General features: G+C 71.7%; 18 protein-coding genes. 10 read left to right on the top strand and 8 right to left on the bottom strand.

The genetic code is table 11. From position 1 onward, the window contains the following. Nucleotides 1-65: 65 nt before the first annotated feature. From ACMCNO_RS16305 to ACMCNO_RS16290, 4 genes are all read right to left on the bottom strand, one after another. Complete coding sequence (locus ACMCNO_RS16305) at nt 66-590, bottom strand: GNAT family N-acetyltransferase (protein WP_412750290.1); 525 nt, start codon at nt 588-590, stop codon at nt 66-68. A gap of 41 nt (nt 591-631) precedes the next feature. Further along, the gene (locus ACMCNO_RS16300; RefSeq protein ID WP_412750289.1) at nt 632-1,114 is read right to left on the bottom strand and encodes a MarR family winged helix-turn-helix transcriptional regulator; all 483 of its coding nucleotides are present in this window, start codon (nt 1,112-1,114) and stop codon (nt 632-634) included. 238 nt (nt 1,115-1,352) lie between these two features. Continuing rightward, nucleotides 1,353-1,964, bottom strand: a complete 612-nt coding sequence (locus ACMCNO_RS16295) for a DUF305 domain-containing protein (RefSeq protein WP_412750288.1) — start codon at nt 1,962-1,964, stop codon at nt 1,353-1,355. Further along, on the bottom strand, nt 1,949-2,689 hold the full coding sequence (locus ACMCNO_RS16290) for a lytic polysaccharide monooxygenase (RefSeq protein ID WP_412750287.1): 741 nt from the start codon (nt 2,687-2,689) through the stop codon (nt 1,949-1,951). The genes ACMCNO_RS16295 and ACMCNO_RS16290 overlap by 16 nt, the downstream gene beginning before the upstream one ends. 366 nt (nt 2,690-3,055) lie before the next feature. Here ACMCNO_RS16290 and ACMCNO_RS16285 point away from each other — a divergent pair, with 366 nt between their 5' ends. From ACMCNO_RS16285 to ACMCNO_RS16275, 3 genes are read left to right on the top strand one after another with little or no spacing between them, the layout of a single operon-like run. Beyond that, on the top strand, nt 3,056-5,008 hold the full coding sequence (locus tag ACMCNO_RS16285; RefSeq protein ID WP_412750286.1) for a hypothetical protein: 1,953 nt from the start codon (nt 3,056-3,058) through the stop codon (nt 5,006-5,008). A 49-nt stretch (nt 5,009-5,057) separates the two neighbouring features. Then, nucleotides 5,058-5,297 (top strand): hypothetical protein, encoded by a 240-nt coding sequence (locus ACMCNO_RS16280; RefSeq protein ID WP_412750285.1) that lies wholly within the window; start codon nt 5,058-5,060, stop codon nt 5,295-5,297. Then, nucleotides 5,255-5,644 (top strand): DUF5615 family PIN-like protein, encoded by a 390-nt coding sequence (locus ACMCNO_RS16275; RefSeq protein ID WP_412750284.1) that lies wholly within the window; start codon nt 5,255-5,257, stop codon nt 5,642-5,644. The genes ACMCNO_RS16280 and ACMCNO_RS16275 overlap by 43 nt, the downstream gene beginning before the upstream one ends. A 6-nt stretch (nt 5,645-5,650) precedes the next feature. Here the strand turns inward: ACMCNO_RS16275 and ACMCNO_RS16270 are convergent, their stop codons facing one another. Then, nucleotides 5,651-7,123 carry a helix-turn-helix domain-containing protein gene (locus tag ACMCNO_RS16270; RefSeq protein ID WP_412750283.1) on the bottom strand — a complete coding sequence of 491 codons (1,473 nt, stop codon included), beginning with the start codon at nt 7,121-7,123 and terminating at the stop codon, nt 5,651-5,653. Nucleotides 7,124-7,251: 128 nt separating this feature from the next. On the opposite strand from ACMCNO_RS16270, the gene aceA reads away from it, so the two are divergent. From aceA to ACMCNO_RS16255, 3 genes are all read left to right on the top strand, one after another. Further along, nucleotides 7,252-8,541, top strand: coding sequence for an isocitrate lyase (aceA, locus tag ACMCNO_RS16265; protein WP_412750282.1), 1,290 nt, complete (start codon nt 7,252-7,254; stop codon nt 8,539-8,541). A 1-nt stretch (nt 8,542) separates the two neighbouring features. Then, on the top strand, nt 8,543-10,168 hold the full coding sequence (gene aceB, locus ACMCNO_RS16260; protein WP_412750281.1) for a malate synthase A: 1,626 nt from the start codon (nt 8,543-8,545) through the stop codon (nt 10,166-10,168). Nucleotides 10,169-10,320: 152 nt separating this feature from the next. Continuing rightward, nucleotides 10,321-11,532 (top strand): hypothetical protein, encoded by a 1,212-nt coding sequence (locus ACMCNO_RS16255; protein ID WP_412750280.1) that lies wholly within the window; start codon nt 10,321-10,323, stop codon nt 11,530-11,532. Nucleotides 11,533-11,541: 9 nt separating this feature from the next. On the opposite strand, the gene ACMCNO_RS16250 is transcribed toward ACMCNO_RS16255, so the two are convergent. Together ACMCNO_RS16250 and ACMCNO_RS16245 are read right to left on the bottom strand one after the other, a co-directional pair. Beyond that, nucleotides 11,542-12,186, bottom strand: a complete 645-nt coding sequence (locus ACMCNO_RS16250; protein WP_412750279.1) for a response regulator — start codon at nt 12,184-12,186, stop codon at nt 11,542-11,544. Continuing rightward, nucleotides 12,174-13,451 (bottom strand): sensor histidine kinase, encoded by a 1,278-nt coding sequence (locus tag ACMCNO_RS16245; protein WP_412750278.1) that lies wholly within the window; start codon nt 13,449-13,451, stop codon nt 12,174-12,176. The genes ACMCNO_RS16250 and ACMCNO_RS16245 overlap by 13 nt, the downstream gene beginning before the upstream one ends. Nucleotides 13,452-13,651: 200 nt before the next feature. Here ACMCNO_RS16245 and ACMCNO_RS16240 point away from each other — a divergent pair, with 200 nt between their 5' ends. The 4 genes from ACMCNO_RS16240 to ACMCNO_RS16225 all read left to right on the top strand — a co-directional run bounded on the left by ACMCNO_RS16240 (nt 13,652) and on the right by ACMCNO_RS16225 (nt 19,487). Next, on the top strand, nt 13,652-14,809 hold the full coding sequence (locus ACMCNO_RS16240; RefSeq protein ID WP_412750277.1) for a serine hydrolase domain-containing protein: 1,158 nt from the start codon (nt 13,652-13,654) through the stop codon (nt 14,807-14,809). Nucleotides 14,810-14,994: 185 nt separating this feature from the next. Continuing rightward, nucleotides 14,995-16,410, top strand: coding sequence for a hypothetical protein (locus ACMCNO_RS16235; RefSeq protein WP_412750276.1), 1,416 nt, complete (start codon nt 14,995-14,997; stop codon nt 16,408-16,410). A 141-nt stretch (nt 16,411-16,551) separates the two neighbouring features. After that, a complete protein-coding gene (locus ACMCNO_RS16230; protein ID WP_412750275.1) occupies nt 16,552-17,166 on the top strand; it encodes a dihydrofolate reductase family protein in 615 nt (204 codons plus the stop codon). Nucleotides 17,167-17,291: 125 nt separating this feature from the next. Continuing rightward, nucleotides 17,292-19,487: an ATP-binding protein gene (locus tag ACMCNO_RS16225; protein ID WP_412750274.1), complete on the top strand. Its 2,196-nt coding sequence runs from the start codon at nt 17,292-17,294 to the stop codon at nt 19,485-19,487. A gap of 66 nt (nt 19,488-19,553) precedes the next feature. Here the strand turns inward: ACMCNO_RS16225 and yiaA are convergent, their stop codons facing one another. After that, nucleotides 19,554-20,036, bottom strand: a complete 483-nt coding sequence (yiaA, locus tag ACMCNO_RS16220) for an inner membrane protein YiaA (protein ID WP_412750273.1) — start codon at nt 20,034-20,036, stop codon at nt 19,554-19,556. Nucleotides 20,037-20,067 lie beyond the last annotated feature (31 nt).

Here is a 20,067-nt window from a genome sequence, read left to right as displayed (position 1 = left end):
GGTCCGGCATGGGCGCGGCGCCCCGGGAGCACAGTGCTTCCGGGGCGCCGCGCCGTCTGGTCGGCCTACAGCGAGATCCAGTACCGGCGCAACCGGCCCAGCTCGGTGTCGCGGATGTCCTCCAGCGCCCCGCCGTGCCGCTCGATGGTGCGCCGCGACGCCTCGTTGGCGACATTGCAGGTGATCAGCGCCCGCTCCAGCCCGAGCTGCTTGGCCTGCCCCAGCACCTCCCCGAGCGCGAAGGTGGCCAGCCCGCGCCGCCGGGCGCCCGGCCGGATTCCATAGCCGATGTGCCCACCGGCGCGCAGCAGGAAGTCGTTGAGTTCGTGGCGCAGCGCGATCGCGCCGAGCACAGTGTCGTCCTCGACGATCCACCGGTAGGTGCAGTGCACCCTGCCCGGCTCGGGTGCCACGCCGGTGTCGGCGGAGCGGCACAACCGGTCCACCCAGGCGGCGAAGCCCTCGGGTGAGTCGACATCGTCGTCGGTGTGCAGCCCGGAGCCGTCCTGGTGGACCCCGCGCCCCCATTCGTCGCGGGCGGCCAGCCAGGCGAGGTGGAGGCGGCTGGTGGGGCTGATCAGCTCGGGCATGCGGGCGACGCTAGCGGCACCGCACCACGCGGGCGACGGATTTAGGGCGCCTGCTGGGCGTCGAGACGGGCGAGGATGCGCCGGGCCATGTCGCCGAGCTGCTCCAGCTCGCTGTCGGTCAGGGCGTCGAGGATCAGCGCACGGACGGCTTCGACGTGGCCGGGGGCACTGGCCACGACCTTGTCCCACCCCGCATCGGTGAGCACCGCGTTGGTGTACCGGCCGTCATCCGGGCAGGCCGTGCGGGTCACCCAGCCGCGGCTCTCCAGGCGCTTGACGACGTGGGACAGCCGCGACAGGGAGCCGTTGGCCAGGGCGGCGAGGGCACTCATCCGGCGGGTCCGGCCCGGCGCCTCGGACAGGCTGGCCAGCACCAGGTATTCGAAGTGGCTGAGGCCGGAGTCGCGCTGCATCTGGGTGTCCAGGGCGGCGGGCAGGCGCAGCAGCAGGCCGCCGACCGGCAGCCAGGAGCCGAGCTCGGCGTGGTCGAGCCAGCGTGGCGGGTCGGCGGGGGCAGCGCTCACGCCTCCAGTGTAGGTCGGTCTTGAAGCTTCAAGTTCACTCGATCGGGTCACGCGGTGCAGTCGGTCACGCGGTGCCGCCGGGCGCGCCCTCCCGGCCCTCCGCTGCGCTCCGGTGCAGTCGGTCACGCGGTGCCGCCGGGCGCGCCCTCCCGGCCCTCCGCTGCGCTCCGGTGCAGTCGGTCACGCGGTGCCGCCGGGCGCGCCCTCCCGGCCCTCCGCTGCGCTCCGGTGCAGTCGGTCACGCGATGAACTGGAGCATCTGCCGGATCTCCTCCTGGCGGGCTGCGGTGATCGCCGCGGCGAGGTCGCGGGCCGGTGGGTAGCCGCCCGCCGCGGACTCCATCCGGCTCACCGCGACGCAGTTGTGCAGATGGCCGGTGAGCAGCGTCAGGGCCGTCCGGTCCAGGTCGGCGGGCCGGGCCGCACGCAGATCCGCCACGTCGGCGGGCCGCAGCGACTGCAGGTCACCGTGCCCGGCGTGCACCCCGGCCGCCGGGTCGGGCGTGAGCGGCTGCTGCCAGCCGAGCAACCAGTGCCGCATGGTCTCCGACTCGGCGTGCCACTCGGCGCGCAGCCGGGCGGCGAGGGCCCGTACCCGGGGGTCGGCGGCGCGCTGCTCGGCGATCGCCGCGACCTGGTCACCCTGATCCGCGTACGCGAGGCTCATCTGCAGGAACATCACGTCGGTGGCGTTGCCGGTGACCGTGGTCGGCACCGGCGCCGGGGCGGCCGGGCCGCAGCCGGTGACCGCGAGGACGGCCAGGAGCAGGATGACGAGCCCCCGAGGGCGGGTCCGCGCCCGTGGCCGTGGACCCGCCCCGCCGGGGCCTGGGATCAGCTGCGTTCCCACAGCGCCGGGGCGTTCGGGGGCTCCCAGCCGACCAGGGCGGTGTGCGCCTGGCGGCACCGGTACGACAACCCGCCGTACGTGACGACGGCCCCGACCGCGTACGCCGTGCCCGCGGCCCAGGTGCCACCCGCCGGCGGCGTGGTGGTGGGCGGGGTCGTCGGCGAGGTGGTGGGCGTCGTCGGCGGAGGCGTGGTGGGCGGCGGGGTGCTGCCGCCGCCGATGTTCAGGTCCACACAGGAGTAGAAGGCGTTGACCGTGTCGGCGATGTTCCACCGCGCGAGCACGGTCTGGCGCCCGCTGAAGCCCTTCATGCTCACCGTGTGCGTCGTGGTGGCACCGGGCTGCGCTCCCCCACCGCTGAACGAGGCCAGCAACGTGTTGCCGATGAAGTACTCCCAGTTGCTGGTGGCATGCCGCGCGGTGTACACCCAGTTGAACGTCACGCTCTGCCCGACGGAGGCGGCGGGCCAGTTCTTGCCGTTGTCGTTGAGGACGGCGAACCGGGCGCCGCCACCGTTGCACTGCATCGAGCCTTTAGGAGCCTCGACGCTCTGCGGTTCGTAGATGATGTCGCCGCAGTTGGCCACCGCACCGCTGGCGCAGTTGGCCTGCCGGCTGGGCGGGGATGAGATGTAGCCGTGGGCGGAGGCGGGGGCCACCGCGACGAAGAAGGACGTGACGACCGCGCCGATGGTCAACAGGGGCAGGGCGATCCGGCGTCTCATGAAGTGCTCCTCAAACGTGGGGGGACGGGATTCTTCATGGGTCGGCAGGCCGGGCTTGGGGGTGGCCCAGCCCACCGGAGACAGGTCGGGGACGGATGGCGGACATCGACAAACGGCGATCTCGGGGCGCCGGCCTCGACGTGTGCGCTCAACATAATTTAAAGAGTGTTAACAGTAAAGACTCTTAATCAAGTTTTTCGATGCGAAGTGTCCTTCGAGGCCACTCACCATCCCCTCGGAGTCACGGGAGTCACCGGCGTCGACCAGAGCCACATTGTTCACATTTCTCGGGACCCACCAGACGATCTCCTTCCGATCGGATTACGCACGGGTGGCGGTGGCGCGCTGGTGGCATGATCTGCCCCTGTGACCCAGTCCGCGGATGTTCTTGCCGGAGTCGACGACGTGCCGTGGGAGGGCATGCGGCACGCCTACGGCGCCGCCACCAACGTGCCGCAGGCATTGCGCGAACTCCTCGACACCGACCGGGCGGTGCGCGAAGGCGCGCTGGAGGTCATGTACGGCTCCGTACACCACCAGGGCGACGTGTACGAGTGCACCGTGGCGGTGGTCCCGTTCCTGCTGCGGATCGTGGCCGACCGGCGCCGACCGGGCCGCGCCACGCTGGTGGAACTGCTGGCCAGCATCGGCAACGCCGGGTACGCCGGCGCCTTGACCGACCTCGAGTCGCGGGCCAATCAGGCGGTGTCCGCCGCGTATCCGATGTGGCTCGAGCTGCTGAGCGACCACGTGCCGGCAGTCCGCACGGCCACCTGCACCGCCGTGCTCGCCTGCCGGGATCGCGCGACCGAGCTGCCCACCGCACTCCGGAACCGCTTCGCCGGCGAAGGCGACGCGCGGACCCGCGCAGCCATCGTCGACGCCGTCGCGGAACTGGCCAAACGCGCAGGCGACGGAGCCGCGCCGGGGTCCTGGCTCGCCGAGGTGTACACCGGCGACCCGGACCCGGGGGTACGCATGACCGCGCTGGCCCAGGCGACCGCGTTGACGGCGCACGGCGGGCCGCCGGTGACCGTCGAGGAGTCGCTCGCGCTGCTGACCGGGCTCGGCACCGCACCGCGGAGCCGGATGGATCTGGGCGCCCGGGTGTTGGACCTGAGCACCTCGCTCGGCGACCAGGTCGGGGCACGGATCGACCTGCTCACCGCCCTGCTGCGCTCGCCCGACCGAAGGTACCGGTCGAGCACCTTCATGTCCGCGCATTTCCTGGTCACCGGGTGGCGTGGGGACTTCACTGAGTTGGTCACCCTGATCGGCGAGCAGGTGACCCGAGGGCCGGCGACCACCCGGGCCCGGGCCCTCGACCCGCTCGAACGGATGGATGTGCAGGCGGCACCCGCGGCCGACGCGCTCGTCGGCGCGCTCGAACGCTCCGAGCGGATGGTCGCCGAGTCCGCGATGCACAAGCACACGCCGTGGGTGGTCGAGTTCCGCTTCGGCACCGGCATCGGTGGCGGGCTGCGGGCCTTGGCCGGCACGGAAGACCCACGGGCGCTGCCCATGCTCGCCTGGGCACTCGAGGTGGAGGAGCTACCCCGGGACGTGGGCAGGTATCTGGGGCGATTCGGTGACCAGGCCGCGGATCTCGTCCCGCTGATCATCCGGCGCTGGCGGGAACTGCCGGTCGACGACATCCGCCGAATCGATCTGCTCGGCGCGCTCCGCCAGATCGGCCCGGCGGCCGCCGCGGCCACCCCCGAGCTGTTGGCCGCGCCGCTCAGCCGGGCCGGCATCAGCGCGCTGGGCGCCTTCGGGCCCGCCGCACGGGATGCGCAGGAGCGGCTGCGGGACATCGTCGCCACCGGGCACCGGGTCGACGCGGTCCTCGCCGCCACCGCGTGCTGGCGCGTGAGCGGCGACGACGCCGCGGCGCGGGCCGTGTTCGCCCGGTTCCGCGACGACGAGTATGCCCACACGGATCTACCGCCGCTCCTCGCCGAGGTGGGCGCTCCCATGGCCGACCTCGCGCCCTACCTGCATGACCTTCTCCGGCAGGACGATCCGTGGGTGCAGGGGCCCGCCGCCCACGCGCTGTGGTCCGTCACCGGCGACGTTGCCGCCACGATGCCCGTGCTGGAGCACCTGTGGCGGACGCACCCGCTCAGCCGCCGGATGGCCGCGACGGCATGGGCGGAGATGGGGCCGGCCGCCACCAGGATCCGCCCACTGCTCCGCGCCGAGCTGCAGCAGGCCCGCCGACATACGGCGATCCAACATGGCGGCTCCAGCATCAATGTGGTGCGGGCCGACGAGGAGCTGTTGACCCTCTGCCGCACCATCCTGGACGCGATCCGGTAGCTGGCTGCCGGCAGGCGAGGCGCGGAAACAGCACGACGCCGGCTGGGAAGTGATCGCGGCCCTCGACGCCATCCGCGCCGAGGACCCGCGAGCCGACCGGGCGGCGCTGCTCGCGGAGCTGAGCGGCGTCACCGGGCTGGCCCCCGCGCAGGTGGGCGTCGCCCTGCGCTACTACGCGGCCTACCCCGACGAGGTTGATGAACGGATCGCGCTCAACCAGGAGGTCGCGGACCGAGAGGAGCAGTTGTGGGAAGCCCAGCAGGAGCTTCTGCGCAGGCGGAAGCACTGACCGGTCTGCTCCTCGACGAGATGTACCCGCCCGCTCTGGCGCAACGACTACGCGGCCACGGCCACGACGTGGTCGCCGTGCTGGACGTGGAGGTGGGACTGGCTTCCAAGACCGACGATGACGTACTGGCGTGGGCGGCACGAAACCACCGTTGCGTGGTCACGGAGAACGTCAGCGACTTCGCACGCCTGGCACAGCAGGGCTTCGCCCACGCCGGGATCGTGTTCGTGTCGAGCCGGCGTTTCCCCCGGACGGCTGCCGGGCTGGACCGGCTCGAGAAGACCGTGCGCGAGTTGCCGTCCACCGGGCAGCTGCCTGGCCGGGACGACGTCGTCTGGCTGCGGTAGGCGAGGCTAGCTGACGGAGCGGCGCTGGAGGAACTCGTACACGTCCTGGGCGTCGACGCCCGGGAAGGTGCCCGGCGGCAGCGCGGCCAGCAGGTGGGCGTGCACCCGGGCGCTCGGCCACGCATGCCCCGCCCAACGCGCCACCAGCTCGGCCGGGGGCCGCCGGCAGCACTGCGGGTCGGGGCAGGTCGAGACCGTACGCCGGGTGGTGTCCCCGCCGCGGAACCAGCGCGCGTGCTCGTACGGCGTCCCCACGGTCACGGAGAACTCCCCCGAGCGGGTCGACTCGATGTGCACCGTGCACCAGTACGTCCCCGACACGGTGTCGGTGAACTGGTAGAACGACGAGTACGGGTCCTCGGCCTGGAAGATCGTGCGCGACGCCCACTTGCGGCAGGCGTGCTGGCCCTCGATCGCCCCGGTCACGTCCGACGGGAAGCGCACGTTGTCGTTCTCGTACGCCTTGTAGATGGTGCCGCTCTCGTGCACCCGGGTGAAGTGCACCGGGATGCCGAAGTGGTGGGTCACCAGGTTGGTGAACCGGTGTGCGGCGGTCTCGTAGGACACCCCGAACGCGTCGCGGAAGTCGTCGATGGCGAGGGCCTTGTCGGCCTTGGCCGCGGCGAGGAAGTCGACCGCGAACTTCTCCGGCATCAGCAGGGCGGCGGCGAAGTAGTTCGCCTCGACCCGCTGGCGCAGGAAGTCGCCGAAGTCGGCCGGCTCGGGGTGGCCGAGCACGAAGTGCCCGAGGGTCTGCAGCACCACCGCGCGCGGGTCGTGGCCCTTGCCGCTGGCCACCTGCGGCAGGTAGATGCGGCGGTTGCGCAGGTCGGTGATGGACCGGGTGGAGCCGGGCAGGTCGCTGACGTAGCTCAGGGTGAAGCCGAGCTGCTCGGCGATGTCGAGGATGCCGCGCTGCGACAGCGGCCCGGTGGTGTTCCGCACGGACTCCAGGACCCGGGCCGCCGCCTGCTCGATCTCGGGGAAGTAGTTGTCGCGCCGGCGCATGTCGGCGCGCAACTGCTGGTTGGCCCGGCGGGCCACCTCGGGGGTGGCGCTCTGCTCGGTGAGCAGGCGGGTCAGCTCGCGGTGCAGGCCGATCAGCGACTCCAGGGCGTCCGCGGGCAGCCGCCGGCCGCCGCGCACCACGGGCAGGCCCAGGGCGGCGTACCCACCCTGGCGCTGGAAGTGGGCCAGCTCGATCTCCAGCCCGGCCCGGCGGCTGGGCGCCTCGGGGCGCAGCAGGTCCTGCACGCCGACGCCTAGGGCGGCGGCGATGGCCTGCAGCACGCTGAGCTTGGGTTCGCGCTTGCCGTTCTCGATGAGCGACAGCTGTGAGGGGGCGCGGCCGACGGCGGCGCTGAGCTGATCGAGGGTCATGCCCTTGGCGCGGCGCAGATGGCGCAGGCGCTGGCCAAGTGTGACGAGATCAACTTGACCGTCGGGGGACGGGGCGGCGGCGAGAGGCGAAGCGGACACGCGTTTCACGGTATCAGAATTTCTTCGCTTCTTCTCCTCACATCAGCCTTCTTCGGGGCTTGCGCGGTGCGCAACAGTCGAGTTCTTCCACCGATCAGCAGGAAGAAACACGGGAAAGGAACCATCTGATGAGCGATCAGTCGACCGAAGTCAGGGGCGGTACCGCCGCGGACCTCACTCGGGCGTGGGCCGGCGATCCGCGTTGGCTTGGCGTGAAGCGCAGCTACACCGCGCAGGACGTGGTGAAGCTGCGGGGCACCGTCCAGGAGCAGCACACGCTCGCCGAGCGGGGCGCCCGCCGGCTGTGGGATCTGCTGCACAACGAGGACTACATCAACGCGCTGGGCGCACTGACCGGCGGCCAGGCGGTCCAGATGGTCCGCGCCGGGCTCAAGGCGATCTACCTGTCCGGCTGGCAGGTGGCCGCGGACGCGAACCTCTCCGGGCACACCTACCCGGACCAGAGCCTCTACCCGGCGAACTCGGTGCCCGCGGTCGTGCGGCGCATCAACAACGCCCTGCTGCGGGCGGACCAGATCGACCACGCCGCGGGTCGCGACGAGCGCGACTGGCTGGCCCCGATCGTGGCCGACGCGGAGGCGGGCTTCGGCGGCCCGCTCAACGCGTTCGAGCTGATGAAGGGCATGATCGCGGCGGGTGCCGCGGGCGTGCACTGGGAGGACCAGCTCGCCTCGGAGAAGAAGTGCGGCCACCTCGGCGGCAAGGTGCTGATCCCCACGGCGCAGCACATCCGTACGCTGAACGCGGCGCGCCTGGCGGCCGACGTGGCCGGCGTCCCGTCGCTGATCATCGCCCGCACCGACGCCCTCGGGGCCGACCTGCTCACCACCGACGTGGACGAGCGCGACAAGCCGTTCGTGACCGGTGAGCGCACCGCCGAGGGCTTCTTCCGGGTCCGCAGCGGCCCCGAGGCCGCCATCGCCCGTGGCCTCGCGTACGCGGACTACTGCGACCTGATCTGGGTCGAGACCGGCACCCCGGACCTGGAGTTCGCGCGGCAGTTCGCCGAGGCGGTGCACAAGGAGCACCCCGGCAAGATGCTGTCGTACAACTGCTCGCCGTCGTTCAACTGGAAGCGCAACCTCGACGACGACACCATCGCCAAGTTCCAGCGCGAGCTCGGCGCGATGGGCTACAAGTTCCAGTTCGTCACGCTGGCCGGCTTCCACGCCCTCAACCACTCGATGTTCGAGCTGGCCAAGGGCTACTCCGAGACCGGCATGAGCGCGTACGTGAAGCTGCAGGAGGCGGAGTTCGCCAACGAGAAGATCGGCTACACCGCCACCAAGCACCAGGCGGAGGTCGGCACCGGGTACTTCGACGCGGTCTCCACCGCGCTCAACCCGGAGAGCTCCACCACCGCGCTGTCGGGCTCCACTGAGGAAGAGCAGTTCTGACATGCGTACCCAGGAGGAGGTCACGATCACCGGCTCGGCCGAGGGCCGGTACACGGAGATCCTGACTCCGGAGGCGATCGACTTCGTCGTCGCCCTGGATCGCGAGTTCGGCGCGCGCCGGGTCCAGCTTCTGGACCGGCGCCGCCGGCGCCGGGCAACCCGCACCACGGAGCTCGACTTCCTGCCGTCCACGAAGGTCATCCGCGATGACGAGTCGTGGCAGGTGGCTCCGCCGGTGCCGGACCTGACCGACCGCCGGGTCGAGATCACCGGTCCGCCGGAGCGCAAGATGACCGTCAACGCGCTCAACTCCGGTGCCAAGGTGTGGATGGCCGACTTCGAGGACGCCACCGCACCGACCTGGGACAACGTCATCACCGGCCAGCTCAACCTGAAGGACGCGCTGGACGGAAAGATCGACTTCACCGCTTCGGACGGCAAGGAGTACCGGGTCGGCGAGACCCTGCCGACCATCATGGTGCGCCCGCGCGGCTGGCACCTGCCGGAGTGCCACGTGCGCATCGGCGGCCGGGCGGTGTCGGCGTCGCTGTTCGACTTCGGCATGTACCTGTTCCACTGCGGCCAGAAGCAGCTCGACCGCGGCAGTGGTCCGTACTTCTACCTGCCGAAGCTGGAAAGTCACCTGGAGGCCCGCCTCTGGAACGACGTGTTCGTCTTCGCCCAGGAACGGCTGGGCTTCGCCCGCGGCACGATCCGCGCGACGGTGCTCATCGAGACGATCACGGCCGCGTTCGAGATGGAGGAGATCCTCTACGAGCTGCGCGAGCACTCGGCCGGCCTGAACGCGGGCCGGTGGGACTACCTGTTCAGCATGATCAAGAACCGCCCGGACGTGGTCCTGCCGGACCGCGCCCAGGTGACGATGACCGCGCCGTTCATGCGGGCGTACACGGAACTGCTCGTGCGCACCTGCCACCGGCGCGGGGCCCACGCGATCGGCGGCATGGCCGCCGTCGTGCCCAGCCGCGACCCGGTGGCCGCCAAGCGCGCGCTCAACCAGGTCCGGCAGGACAAGCGGCGCGAGGTCGGCGACGGCTTCGACGGCTCGTGGGTGGCCCACCCCGGCCTGGTCGAGACGTGCAAGGAGGTCTTCGACCAGTGGCTCGGCCACGAACCGAACCAGATCGTGCGGCGCCGCGACGACGTGCACGTCACCGCGGAGCAACTGCTCGACATCCGGTTCGGCACGGTCGCGGTCAGCGAGGTGGCGTTGCGGACCTCCGTCAGCGTCGCGCTGCGCTACGTCGCGGCCTGGCTGGGCGGGCGGGGCGCGGTCGCGCTGAACGGCCTGATGGAGGACGCGGCCACGGCGGAGATCTGCCGGGCCCAGTTGTGGCAGTGGATCGCGCAGGGTACCCCCACCGACTACGGCGTGCCGGTCACGGCGGGCCTGGTGATGCGGTTCCTGCGGGAGGAACTCGACGTGCTCAGCGAGACCGGGGCACTGGACGAGGAGTCGGCGCGGCTGTTCGGTCAGGCGCGCACGCTGCTGACCGTGCTGCTCAGTGAGCGCACGTGTCCGGAGTTCCTGACCCTGCCGGCGTATCTGCGGCACATGGGCGGCGGCGTGGCGACGCCGGCGACTCAGCCCGCGATAGCTGCCTGATCGGTGGCAGCTGCGGCCCGGGGGCACCTGCCCCCGGGCCGCTTCGCGTGTCCACCCACGCCGGTACTGGCACGATTCCGTGATTCGACCCCGTCGATCATTTCCTAGCGTCGATCCCACGCACCGGGTCAACTGGCGTAAGGGAGCGCGGCGTGGCGATGGGCAGAAGGGCATTCCTGGGTGCCGCGGTAGGCGCGGCAGCCGGCGCGCTGGCGGCGTGCAGCAGCGAAGGCGCACCGTCGCCCGCGGGAACATCGACCACCTCGCCGGTGACACCGCCGGCCGCACGCGCGCCGGAACCCATCGGTGACGGCAGCACCCGCGACAGCGGACCGCAGCCGAGGCAGCCGGTCGCCCAACGACTCGCGCCCGGTGAGGTGCCCCCGCAGTTCGTGGTGCTGTCCTGGGACGGCGCCGGGGAGACGGCGGCCAAGCTCTTCACCCGGTTCCGCGGCGTCGCACAGGACGTGCACGGCTCGATGACGTTCTTCCTCTCCGGGATCTACACGCTTCCCGAGTCCAAGCGGAAGTTGTATGCGCCGCCGCAGCACCCGGTCGGCTCCTCGGCGATCGGGTTCCTGTCCGACTCCTCGGTGCACGCGACGATCGAGCAGGTGGGTCTGGCCTGGACGGAAGGCCACGAGATCGGCACCCACTTCAACGGTCACTTCTGCGGCCCGACGGGGGTGCAACGGTGGTCACCCGCCGAATGGAACTCCGAGATCGACCAGGCGATCGGGTTCGTGTCGAACTGGCGGACCAACACCGGGTTCACCGACCTGCCGCCGCTGCCGTTCGACTACCGGCGCGAGCTGATCGGCGGCCGTACGCCGTGCCTGGAGGGTGGGGCCAACCTGCGGCGCGCCAAACGGGTCCAGGGGTGGAAATACGACAGCTCCGGTACCGGCACCCAGGTGTGGCCGTCACGCTTCGCCAACGGCCTGTGGAATCTGCCGATGCAGCAGATTCCCTTCCCCGGGCACACCTTCGAGGTCCTCTCGATGGACTACAACATGATGTACAACCAGTCGAAGACCCCCAACGGTGATCCCGGCATGCGCGCCACCTGGGGCAGCCAGGCGAAGGAGTCGTTCCTGGCCGGGTTCCGGCGCGCGTACGGCTCCAACCGGGCGCCACTGATCATCGGCAACCACTTCGAGCGCTGGAACGGCGGCATCTACATGGACGCCGTCGCCGCGGCGGTCACCGCGATGGCAGACCATCCCGACGTGCGGTTCGTGTCGTTCCGCCAGCTCGTCGCGTGGCTCGAGGCGCAGGATCCGGCCGTGCTGCGCCGCCTGCGGTCCCTGCCCGTGGGGCACCAGCCGAAGGGCGGCTGGGCCGAATACCTGGGCGCGGCGTAGCCAGTCCGGCTACGAACCGAGATAGTGCAGCACGGCCAGGACCCGGCGGTGGTCGGTGGCCGACGCCGGCAGGCCGAGCTTGGTGAAGATGCTGGTGATGTGTTTCTCGACCGATCCGTACGCGAGCACGAGCTGTTCGGCGATGGCGGTGTTCGAGCGGCCTTCGGCCATCAACGCCAGGACCTCCCGTTCGCGTGGGGTCAGGGCGGCCAGGTGGTCGGTGTGCCGGCTGACCGCGAGCATCTGGGTGACCACATCCGGGTCGAGGACCGTCCCGCCCGCGGCGACGCGCGCCAGCGCGTCGATGAAGTCGCTGACGTCCGCCACCCGGTCCTTGAGCAGGTAGCCCACTTTCCGGGCGCCGGCGGCCAGCAGTTCGGCGGCGTACCGGGTCTCGATGTACTGCGAGAAGACCAGCACACCCACCTCGGGTTGGTCACGGCGGATGGTGATCGCCGCGCGCAGCCCCTCGTCGGTGTGCGTCGGCGGCATGCGGATGTCGGCGATCACCACGTCGGGCTGGTGCTCGGCGACGGCGCGCAGCAGATCGTCGGCGTTGGCCACGGCCGCCGCGACGGTGTGCCCGCGGCTCGACAGGATGTGGGTCAGGCCGTCGCGCAGCACGGCCGCGTCCTCGGCGATCACGATTCGCACGGCAGCTCCACGGTCACGACCGTAGGCCCACCGACGGGGCTGCTGACGTCGAGGTGGCCGTCGACGGTACGGACCCGTTCGGCGAGTCCCGCGAGTCCGCCGCAAGGCTGGGCGCCGCCCCGGCCGTGATCGGTGACCCGGAGGCGCAGTGATCCGGCCCGTTGGTCGACGCCCACCGCCGCGCGCCGCGCTCCGCTGTGCTTGGCGACGTTGGTGAGCAGCTCGCTGACGCAGAAATAGGCGATGGTCTCCACCGCCGGCGCCGGCCTGCGGGTGAGAGCGACACTCAGCTCCACCTGCACCGGGCTGCGGGCGGCGAGCGTGGTCAAGGCGGCGCCGAGTCCACTGTCGAGGATGGGTGGATGAATGCCGCGCACCAGGTCACGCAGCTCGACCAGGGCGCCTTTGGCGTCCCGGTGGGCGGTGCCGACGAGGTCGAGAGTCTGCGGGTCGGCGTCAGCCCGTTCCAGTTGTTCCTTGGCGGCGCCGAGGTTCATCGCCACGGCCACCAGCCGGGCCTGCGCCCCGTCGTGCAGGTCACGTTCGATGCGACGCAGCGCCGCCGCAGCGTCGCGCACCGCGAAGGCCCGGCTCTGTTCCAGTTCGTGGACCCGTTCGTGCAGCCGGCCCCCGGTGAGCAGGCCGGTGATGGCGAGACGGTCGAGCATCAGCACCGCGCGCAGCACCCAGGGACCGGCCAGCAGCAGGACGGCGCCGACACCGGCCACCAGGAACGCACGCGGCCAGGTATCGAGGAAGACGTCTCCAGGCAGGGGCAGCCCGGCGTGCGGCACCCCGGCGTGGTCGGGCTGCGCGGGGACGAGCCGCCACCAGGCGGGATAGCTGAGCGCGGCGAGCCCGTACCCGTAGCAGACGACGGCTGCCGCGACGGAGACAACGGCGATCGGCGCCTTCAGCACGAGGTACAGCGCCGCTTGCCAGCCGGCCCGATCGGTCAACCCGATCCGGACCCAGTCCGTGAAGCCGGTGCTGCGGCGGGCCCGCGCCGGCCCTGCCGTCGCTGTCTGGAGCAGGCTCCGGGCAAGAGCACGATGCAGCCCGCCCAGGCGGCGAGCGCCCCGGAGACCGGCGCTGAGCAGTGGCAGTCCGACAACCGTGAGCGACAGCGTGGATCCGGCGACGACGGCGACCACGGCGTAGACCAGGCCGAGCAGGCCCAGCGGTAGTCCGAGCAGGACGTAGAGCAGCCGGCTGAGTACGTCGGCGCCGAAACGCCGCCCGTCCCGCACGGGGGGAGGTGTCATCCCAGTAACTCCGTCATCGTGGTCCGGCTGACATCGGCACCCAGGATTCCCGATCACCGATTCGCTTCGCCAGCCGGTAGACCCCTCGTCGGGTACCGGGTTGTCCCCAGGGGCGGATTCGGGGGATCACCTGGTCGATCCCGTGCGACCGCAACCGGCAGAGTCGGCCCGGTCAACGTTCACCGACCGAAGGAGCGGACATGGCGAATCGGAAAAGGCAGACGGCGCTTCGGGTGGCCTGTGTCGGCGCGGTGCTGATCGGGCTGACGGCGGTCGCGCGGCTCGCGTACGCCGACCCGCCGCCGCGCGCACCGCAGGCCGCGCCGCCCGCCGCGTTGCAGGGGGCACTCGACGAGGCGGTCGCCGCCGGGAACCCTGGGGTGATCGCATACGCCCGTCGGGGTGCGCACGAATGGAAGCTCGCCGCCGGGATCGCCGACCGGGCCACGGGTCGCCCGGCGCGGCCGGGCGACCGGTGGCGGATCTTCAGCAACACCAAGTCATTCGTCTCCACCGTGGTGCTGCAACTGGTCGCCGAACGCCGGCTACGCCTCGACGACACCGTGGAACGGTGGCTGCCCGGCCTGGTCCACGGACACGAGAACGACGGCAGCAAGGTCACCGTCCGGCAATTGCTCAACCACACCAGCGGAATCCACGACCCCACGAACGACCCGCGGTTCGCCACCGACCGCGGCGGTCACACCCCACTGGAGGTGATCACCGCCGCCATGGCCCACCCGCCGCTGTTCGCGCCCGGGCACCGATGGGACTACTCCAACACCAACTACCTGCTGGCCGGAATGGTCATCGAGGCGGTCACGCACCACCGCGCGGACCTCGAGATTCGGCGGCGCATCACGATCCCGCTCGGGCTGACCCACACGTCATTCCCGCTCGACGATGCGCGCCTGCCGGGGCCACACCTGCACGGATACGACATGAACCATCGGGATGTCACCGGCTTCAACCCCTCCGCCGAGTGGACGGCCGGCGCGATGATCTCCACCGTCGCCGACCTCGCCCGGTTCGACACCGCACTGTTCGGCGGCCGGCTGCTACCGCCGGCGCAGCAGCGCGAGTTGCAGGCCACCGTCCTGGACAGCGACTACGGGCTGGGCGTGCACCGCATCACGGTGCCCTGCCCCGGTGCGGACGTCACGGTCTGGGCGACCGACGGCGGCGGCCCCGGATACAGCAGCGTGTCCATGACGACCGCCGACGCCTCCCGCCAGCTCGTACTCGTGGCCAACGTCTTCGACCTCGCCCGCGACCAGCGGCATCGCCCGGATCAGCTGCCCGTCCCCGACGCCCGCGCCGCGTTCAGCACGGCGACGACCAGCGTCCTCTGCCCCTGACCCACCGGCCGGTGTCGTCGACGACGCACGTCCCGCATGGTCTCCGCCGCGCTCGCCCCCTTCCCTGGTTACCCTGGATCGGGACCGGCGGCCGCGGTCCAGGGGACGCAGTCACTGGAGGTTGCCATGACCGGCTGCACCGAGCGCGGCGAGGGCCGCAACGACATGGCCAGGGCGGCCCGGCCATGACCCTGCCGCTGCGGGTGACCGTGGCTCCGGAGCGGGCCGACGCGTCGCCCGGCGAGGCCCTCACCTTCGACGTGACGGTGCGCAACGCCAGCGACATCGTGGAGCATTACGGCCTCGAACTGCTCGGCCTGCCCGAGGGGGCGACGGTACGCACCGAGCCGGAGGTCGCCAAGCTGCGCCCCGCGGAGACGGCCACCCTCACCGTACGGGTGACCCTGCCGGTGCAACCGCCCGCACCGGCCGGAACGTACGTGCTCGGGGCGCTGGTGAAGTCGCGGTACCGCGACGACGTGTCGCGCTGCGTCGAGGTGCCGCTGCAGCTGGCCGCGGTCGAGGAGATCAGGGTACGGGCCACGCCGGAGGTCGTGACCGGGGGCCGGGCCGGGCGCTACACCCTGGAGATCGCCAACGGCGGCAACGCCCCGGTCCGGCTGTACCTGGCCGCCACCGACCCGGAACGCCGGGTGCGTGCCGAGTTCCAGCCGGCCTGGGTGGACCTGCCGCCCGGCACCTCCGCGCAGGCCCTGCTGTCGGTGCAGGCCCCGCTGCCGTGGAACAAGGAGAAGCAGCGGCAGCTCACCATCACCGCGACCCCCGACCTGCCCGGCGCAGCGCCCGGCACGGGCGCGGCCACGTTCGTCCAACGACCCCGATTCGCGTCGAAGTTCGCGAAGGTGGCCGGTATCGGCGCCGCGGTAGCCCTGCTGGCCGCCGCGATCGCGGTGCCCGCCCTGGTGGTCAACGCGGGCAAGCACGACAACAAGACCCCGCAGAACGGCGCCGGCAACGCCCCGCAGAGCGCCGCCGCGCCGCCGCCGGCGCCCAGCGTCGCCGCGTCGTCGGCGGCCGCACCGTCCGCGTCCGCCAGCGCCAGCGCCAGCGCGGCGCCCTCCTCCGCCCCGGCGTCGTCCGCGCCGGCGTCGCCGTCCGCGTCGGTCACCGGCGACGGGGCTCGCGACGTGGACCTGGGCGGGGTCGGCCCCGGGGTGCTGGACAGTGACGCGTTCCGCAATCAGGGGTTTCTGGCCAGCGCCGACCCGGGCGCGGTCATCGTCGCGGGCTGCGATGACGCGCGCAGCGTCGCGATCGTCTCCGGCCCGGACGGCAGGAAGTTCCTCACCTCCTCCAGCGCCGACGACCCGACGAAGTGCAACACCGTCCCGATGATGATCGACTTCGCGGCGGAAGCGCCCGCCGGGTCCGTCAAACTCGCCCCGCTCAACCCGGACACCCTGGAGATGGAGGTCGTGTACCGCGACCTGACGAGCGAGGTGAAGCCCGACCTCACGGTCGCCAACGCGGCCAAGCACGGGGGCATCGACTTCGTGCTGGTCCGGCCCCGCACCGCCGCAGGCGGCGGGACACCCGCCCCGGTGGCACTCACCGGAATTCGCATCGGCCCGCTGCGCTGACGGGCGCCGGGCGCTGCGTGGGCACCGCGACGGCGCACCCGCCCGGCCACGCCTACCGGCTGCGTGGGTCGCGGCGGCGATATGGTGCGGGTGCTGCGCCAGTCCGCCTGCCTCACCACCCGACCTGATGGGATCATCGCGATGGCAAAGGTCATCTCCACACTGTTCATCTCGGCCGACGGTGTAGCCGAGATCGACCCCGATTGGCACTTCCCCTACTTCGACGAGAACATGGGCCGCGCCGTCACGGAGGACTACGACACCTCCGACGTGCTGCTCATCGGCCGCGAGACCTACGACAGCTTCGCCGGGGCGTGGCCCGCCCGGGAGGCGGGCGGTGGCGACGACGCGGGGTTCGCCAAGCAGCTCGGGGACGTACGCAAGATCGTGGTGTCCCGTCAGCCGCTGGAGTCCTCCTGGCGCAACTCCGAGCTGATCGACGGGGATCTCGTCACGGCCGTCACCGCGCTCAAGGCCGATGCGGGCCTCAAGGGCATCCTCATCCCCGGCTCGATCTCCGTGGTGCAACAGCTGCTGGCCGCACGGCTGATCGACGAGCTGCGCCTGCTGGTGCACCCCGTGGCGGCGCGCAAGGGCCGCAAGCTGTTCGACGAGGGCGACGCGCCGTACCACCTGAAGGTGCTGGCGACCGAGGCGTTCCCGACGGGCGTGATCCGGGTGATCTACGCACCGGCCGAGGCGCCCGGCAAGGTCGGCTACGACGACGTCAAAGGCCAGGTGCCCGAGGGAAGGTGACGGCGGTCACGCTTCCGGGCGGGCGCGGTTCGTCTCGGTGATCCCTGGGGTGCGAATCGGGAACCAGCTATCAGTCATGTGACGACCCAGCCGACGCGGATGGTGTGAATTTCACACCTCTGCGGTTGACCAGACAGCTCCGAACGGCCGGCATCCTCGCGGCGCTCGTTGCGGTGGCGCTCATCGTCATGTCCGTAGCGGTGGCGGCGCTGGTGGCCGGCGAGCAGCGCGACGCCGCCCGGCAGCAGCTGGACCGCCGCGCCTCCCTCGTGGGGGCGGCGGTGACCGCGGAGGCGGGCCGCTACGTGGACACGCTGCGCACGGTCGCCGGGGGCCTGGGCGGACCCGAGGCGCCGACCGCAGCCCGTTTCGAGCAGGTCGTGCAGCCACTGGACGGCATGCGGCTGGCGGGCGCCGCCTCGGTCGGCTTCGTCGTGGCCGCCCGCGACGAGCAGGTCGCCGCGATCCAGGCGCGTTGGCGGGCGCCTGGCGTCCACCAGGAGACCCTGCACCGCGAGGACGGGAACCGGGAGCGCGTGTTCTCGGTCGCCAGCCACCGTTTCGACGGGCGGCTCCCGACGACGGGAATCGACTTCGCCCAGGTGCCCGCCCCGGCGCAGGCCCTGGCGCGATCCCGGGCCACCGGGCAGGTCACCATCTCGGACGCGTACCAGCTGCGGGCCGACCGGCAGTTGCCCGCCGCCCAGCGGCAGCTGTCGTTCGCGCTCACCGCCCCGGTCTACGGCCCCGCCGACGAGCGCGGGCGCAGCGAGTTCCGCGGCTGGGTCGTCATGGCCACGCGCGGGCAGGACTTCATCGGCGCCACCCTGACCCAGCTGTCGCAGGACCTGATCGACGTCACCTTGCACGCCCCCGATTCCGGCGGCACCTGGCCCGCGGTTGCGGCCCTGACCGCCGACATGCCCGGACGCCGCGATCTGAGCAGCACCACCGACGTCGCGGTCGCCGACCGGACCTGGTCGCTGAACGTCAACTCCGTCGCGAAGCGGCTGCCCGGCGGCGCCACCCGGCTGCCGCTGCTGGTCACCATCGTCGGGACGCTGCTCGGCCTGCTGTCGGCCGGGCTGGTGTGGGTGCTGGCCACCGGACGTGCTCGGGCCGAGGCACGGGTCCGCGCCGCCACCGCCAGGCTGAGCGCCGCCCGCGACCAACTCGTCGAGCAGAAGACCTACCTGATGCAGGTCCTCGACACCCTCGACACGGCCGTGATCACCTGCGACACCACCGGTGCGATCGTGCACGCCAACCACGCCGTCACCGACTGGACCCGTGCGCACAGCCGCCCGGGCACCAGCCCCGGCGGCCTGCCAGCCGACGATCTCGACCGGGCGCTGGCCCGCGCCCTGTTCGGCAACTCCGTCCGCGGCGAGGAGATGACCATCGAGCCCGCCGGGCGCCCCCGGCGCAACCTCCTGGTCGACGCCCGCCCGCTGCGGGACTACACCGGCCGCATCATCGGGGCGGTCTGCTCCGCCTCCGACATCACCGTGCTGCGCGAACGCGAAGCCGACCTGCAGGCCTTCGCCGGTGTCGTCGCGCACGACCTGAAGGGCCCGCTCGGCGCGGTCGCCGGATTCGCCGAGATCCTGGACGACCACCTCGACGCCGGTACGACCGAGCCGACCCTGCTGCGCCCTGCCCTGAACCGGATCCGCAGCGGCATGGACCGGATGCGCCGGCTCATCGACGACCTGCTGGCCTACGCCACCGCCCGCGACGCCCAGCTGCACCGCGAACCGGTCGACCTGCAGGCGGTCGTCGCCGAAGTCGTCAACGAGCGCACCGCCCCGCTGCGCGCGGGCCACCGCCCCGAGGCTCAGCTCCCCACCATCACCACCGGTCCCCTGCCGGTCGTGCACGCCGACCCCGCGATGATCCGTCAGCTGCTCGACAACCTCATCGGCAACGCCCTCAAGTACACCCGGCCCGGCCAGCCCGCCCACATCGCCATCTCCAGCCAGCCGGCCGCGGACGGAACGGCCCGCATCGAGATCGCCGACCGGGGCATCGGCATCCCCGCCGCCGACCAGCCGCACGTGTTCACGTCGTTCCACCGCTCCGCCAGCCATCGCGGCTACGCGGGCACGGGCCTCGGCCTGAGCATCTGCCAGCGGATCGTGGACCGGCACGACGGCACCATCACCGTGTCCGACAATCCCGGCGGCGGCACCCGCATGCGGTTCACCCTGCCCGCCAGCACGGAGATGGCCCTGCCCACCACGTCCCATCCGGCCTACACCGCCCCGCCCCAGGGCCAGTTGCTCAGCCCGGTGTCGCCCAGCGCGTTCGCCACGGCGTAGTCCGCGGATGGTGAAAGCCGCGGCGGTGGGGACCGCCGCGGCCTGCTGGGCTGCCGAGCCGAGGCGTCAGCCGGCGACACCCGTGTTACCGCCCGCCGGGCCACCCCACTGCATCTCCGGCATGACGACGGCCGGCGACGGCGCCCGGTACTGCAGCGTGTCGCGAACGTTCTTCTGCACCGCGACCGCCGCGAACAACGTCATGGCGAACGACAGGCCGTAGAAGCCCTTCTCGCTGAGCGCCATTGCGCTGTTCCACAGGCCGACCGCCAGCATCAGAACGGAAAGAGCGAGCACGGACCACGACAGTCCCAGGTACAGCGACGACACCGGGAGACCCTCCGCCCGGTCGCGCACCGCCTTCTGCAGCGAGACAGCGGCGAACAACCCCAGCACGAGAACGGCGGCGTAGAAGCCCTTCTCGCTCTTGGTCATCGTGGCGTTCCACAACCCGACCACGAAGGAAATGACACCGAGAACCAGCACCGCCCAGGAGGCGCCGACGAAGGCAGCGGTGGGCTTGGGCTGGGACGAAGGCTGAGCGGGCATCGCATTCTCCGAATCGTGAACAGTGCCGACG

It is taken from the genome of Krasilnikovia sp. M28-CT-15 (assembly GCF_047159595.1).
Classification (GTDB): Bacteria; Actinomycetota; Actinomycetes; order Mycobacteriales; family Micromonosporaceae; genus Actinoplanes.
Note: the sequence above shows the minus strand (reverse complement) of the source record. Positions and strands in the feature narration are given on the sequence as shown.

Coding starts and splice junctions, on each gene's coding strand:
- ACMCNO_RS16305 (WP_412750290.1), bottom strand. CDS start 590: ATGCCCGAGCTGATCAGCCCCACCAGCCGCCTCCACCTCGCCTGGCTG.
- ACMCNO_RS16290 (WP_412750287.1), bottom strand. CDS start 2,689: ATGAGACGCCGGATCGCCCTGCCCCTGTTGACCATCGGCGCGGTCGTC.
- aceA (WP_412750282.1), top strand. CDS start 7,252: ATGAGCGATCAGTCGACCGAAGTCAGGGGCGGTACCGCCGCGGACCTC.
- aceB (WP_412750281.1), top strand. CDS start 8,543: ATGCGTACCCAGGAGGAGGTCACGATCACCGGCTCGGCCGAGGGCCGG.
- ACMCNO_RS16245 (WP_412750278.1), bottom strand. CDS start 13,451: ATGACACCTCCCCCCGTGCGGGACGGGCGGCGTTTCGGCGCCGACGTA.
- ACMCNO_RS16240 (WP_412750277.1), top strand. CDS start 13,652: ATGGCGAATCGGAAAAGGCAGACGGCGCTTCGGGTGGCCTGTGTCGGC.
- ACMCNO_RS16235 (WP_412750276.1), top strand. CDS start 14,995: ATGACCCTGCCGCTGCGGGTGACCGTGGCTCCGGAGCGGGCCGACGCG.
- ACMCNO_RS16230 (WP_412750275.1), top strand. CDS start 16,552: ATGGCAAAGGTCATCTCCACACTGTTCATCTCGGCCGACGGTGTAGCC.
- yiaA (WP_412750273.1), bottom strand. CDS start 20,036: ATGCCCGCTCAGCCTTCGTCCCAGCCCAAGCCCACCGCTGCCTTCGTC.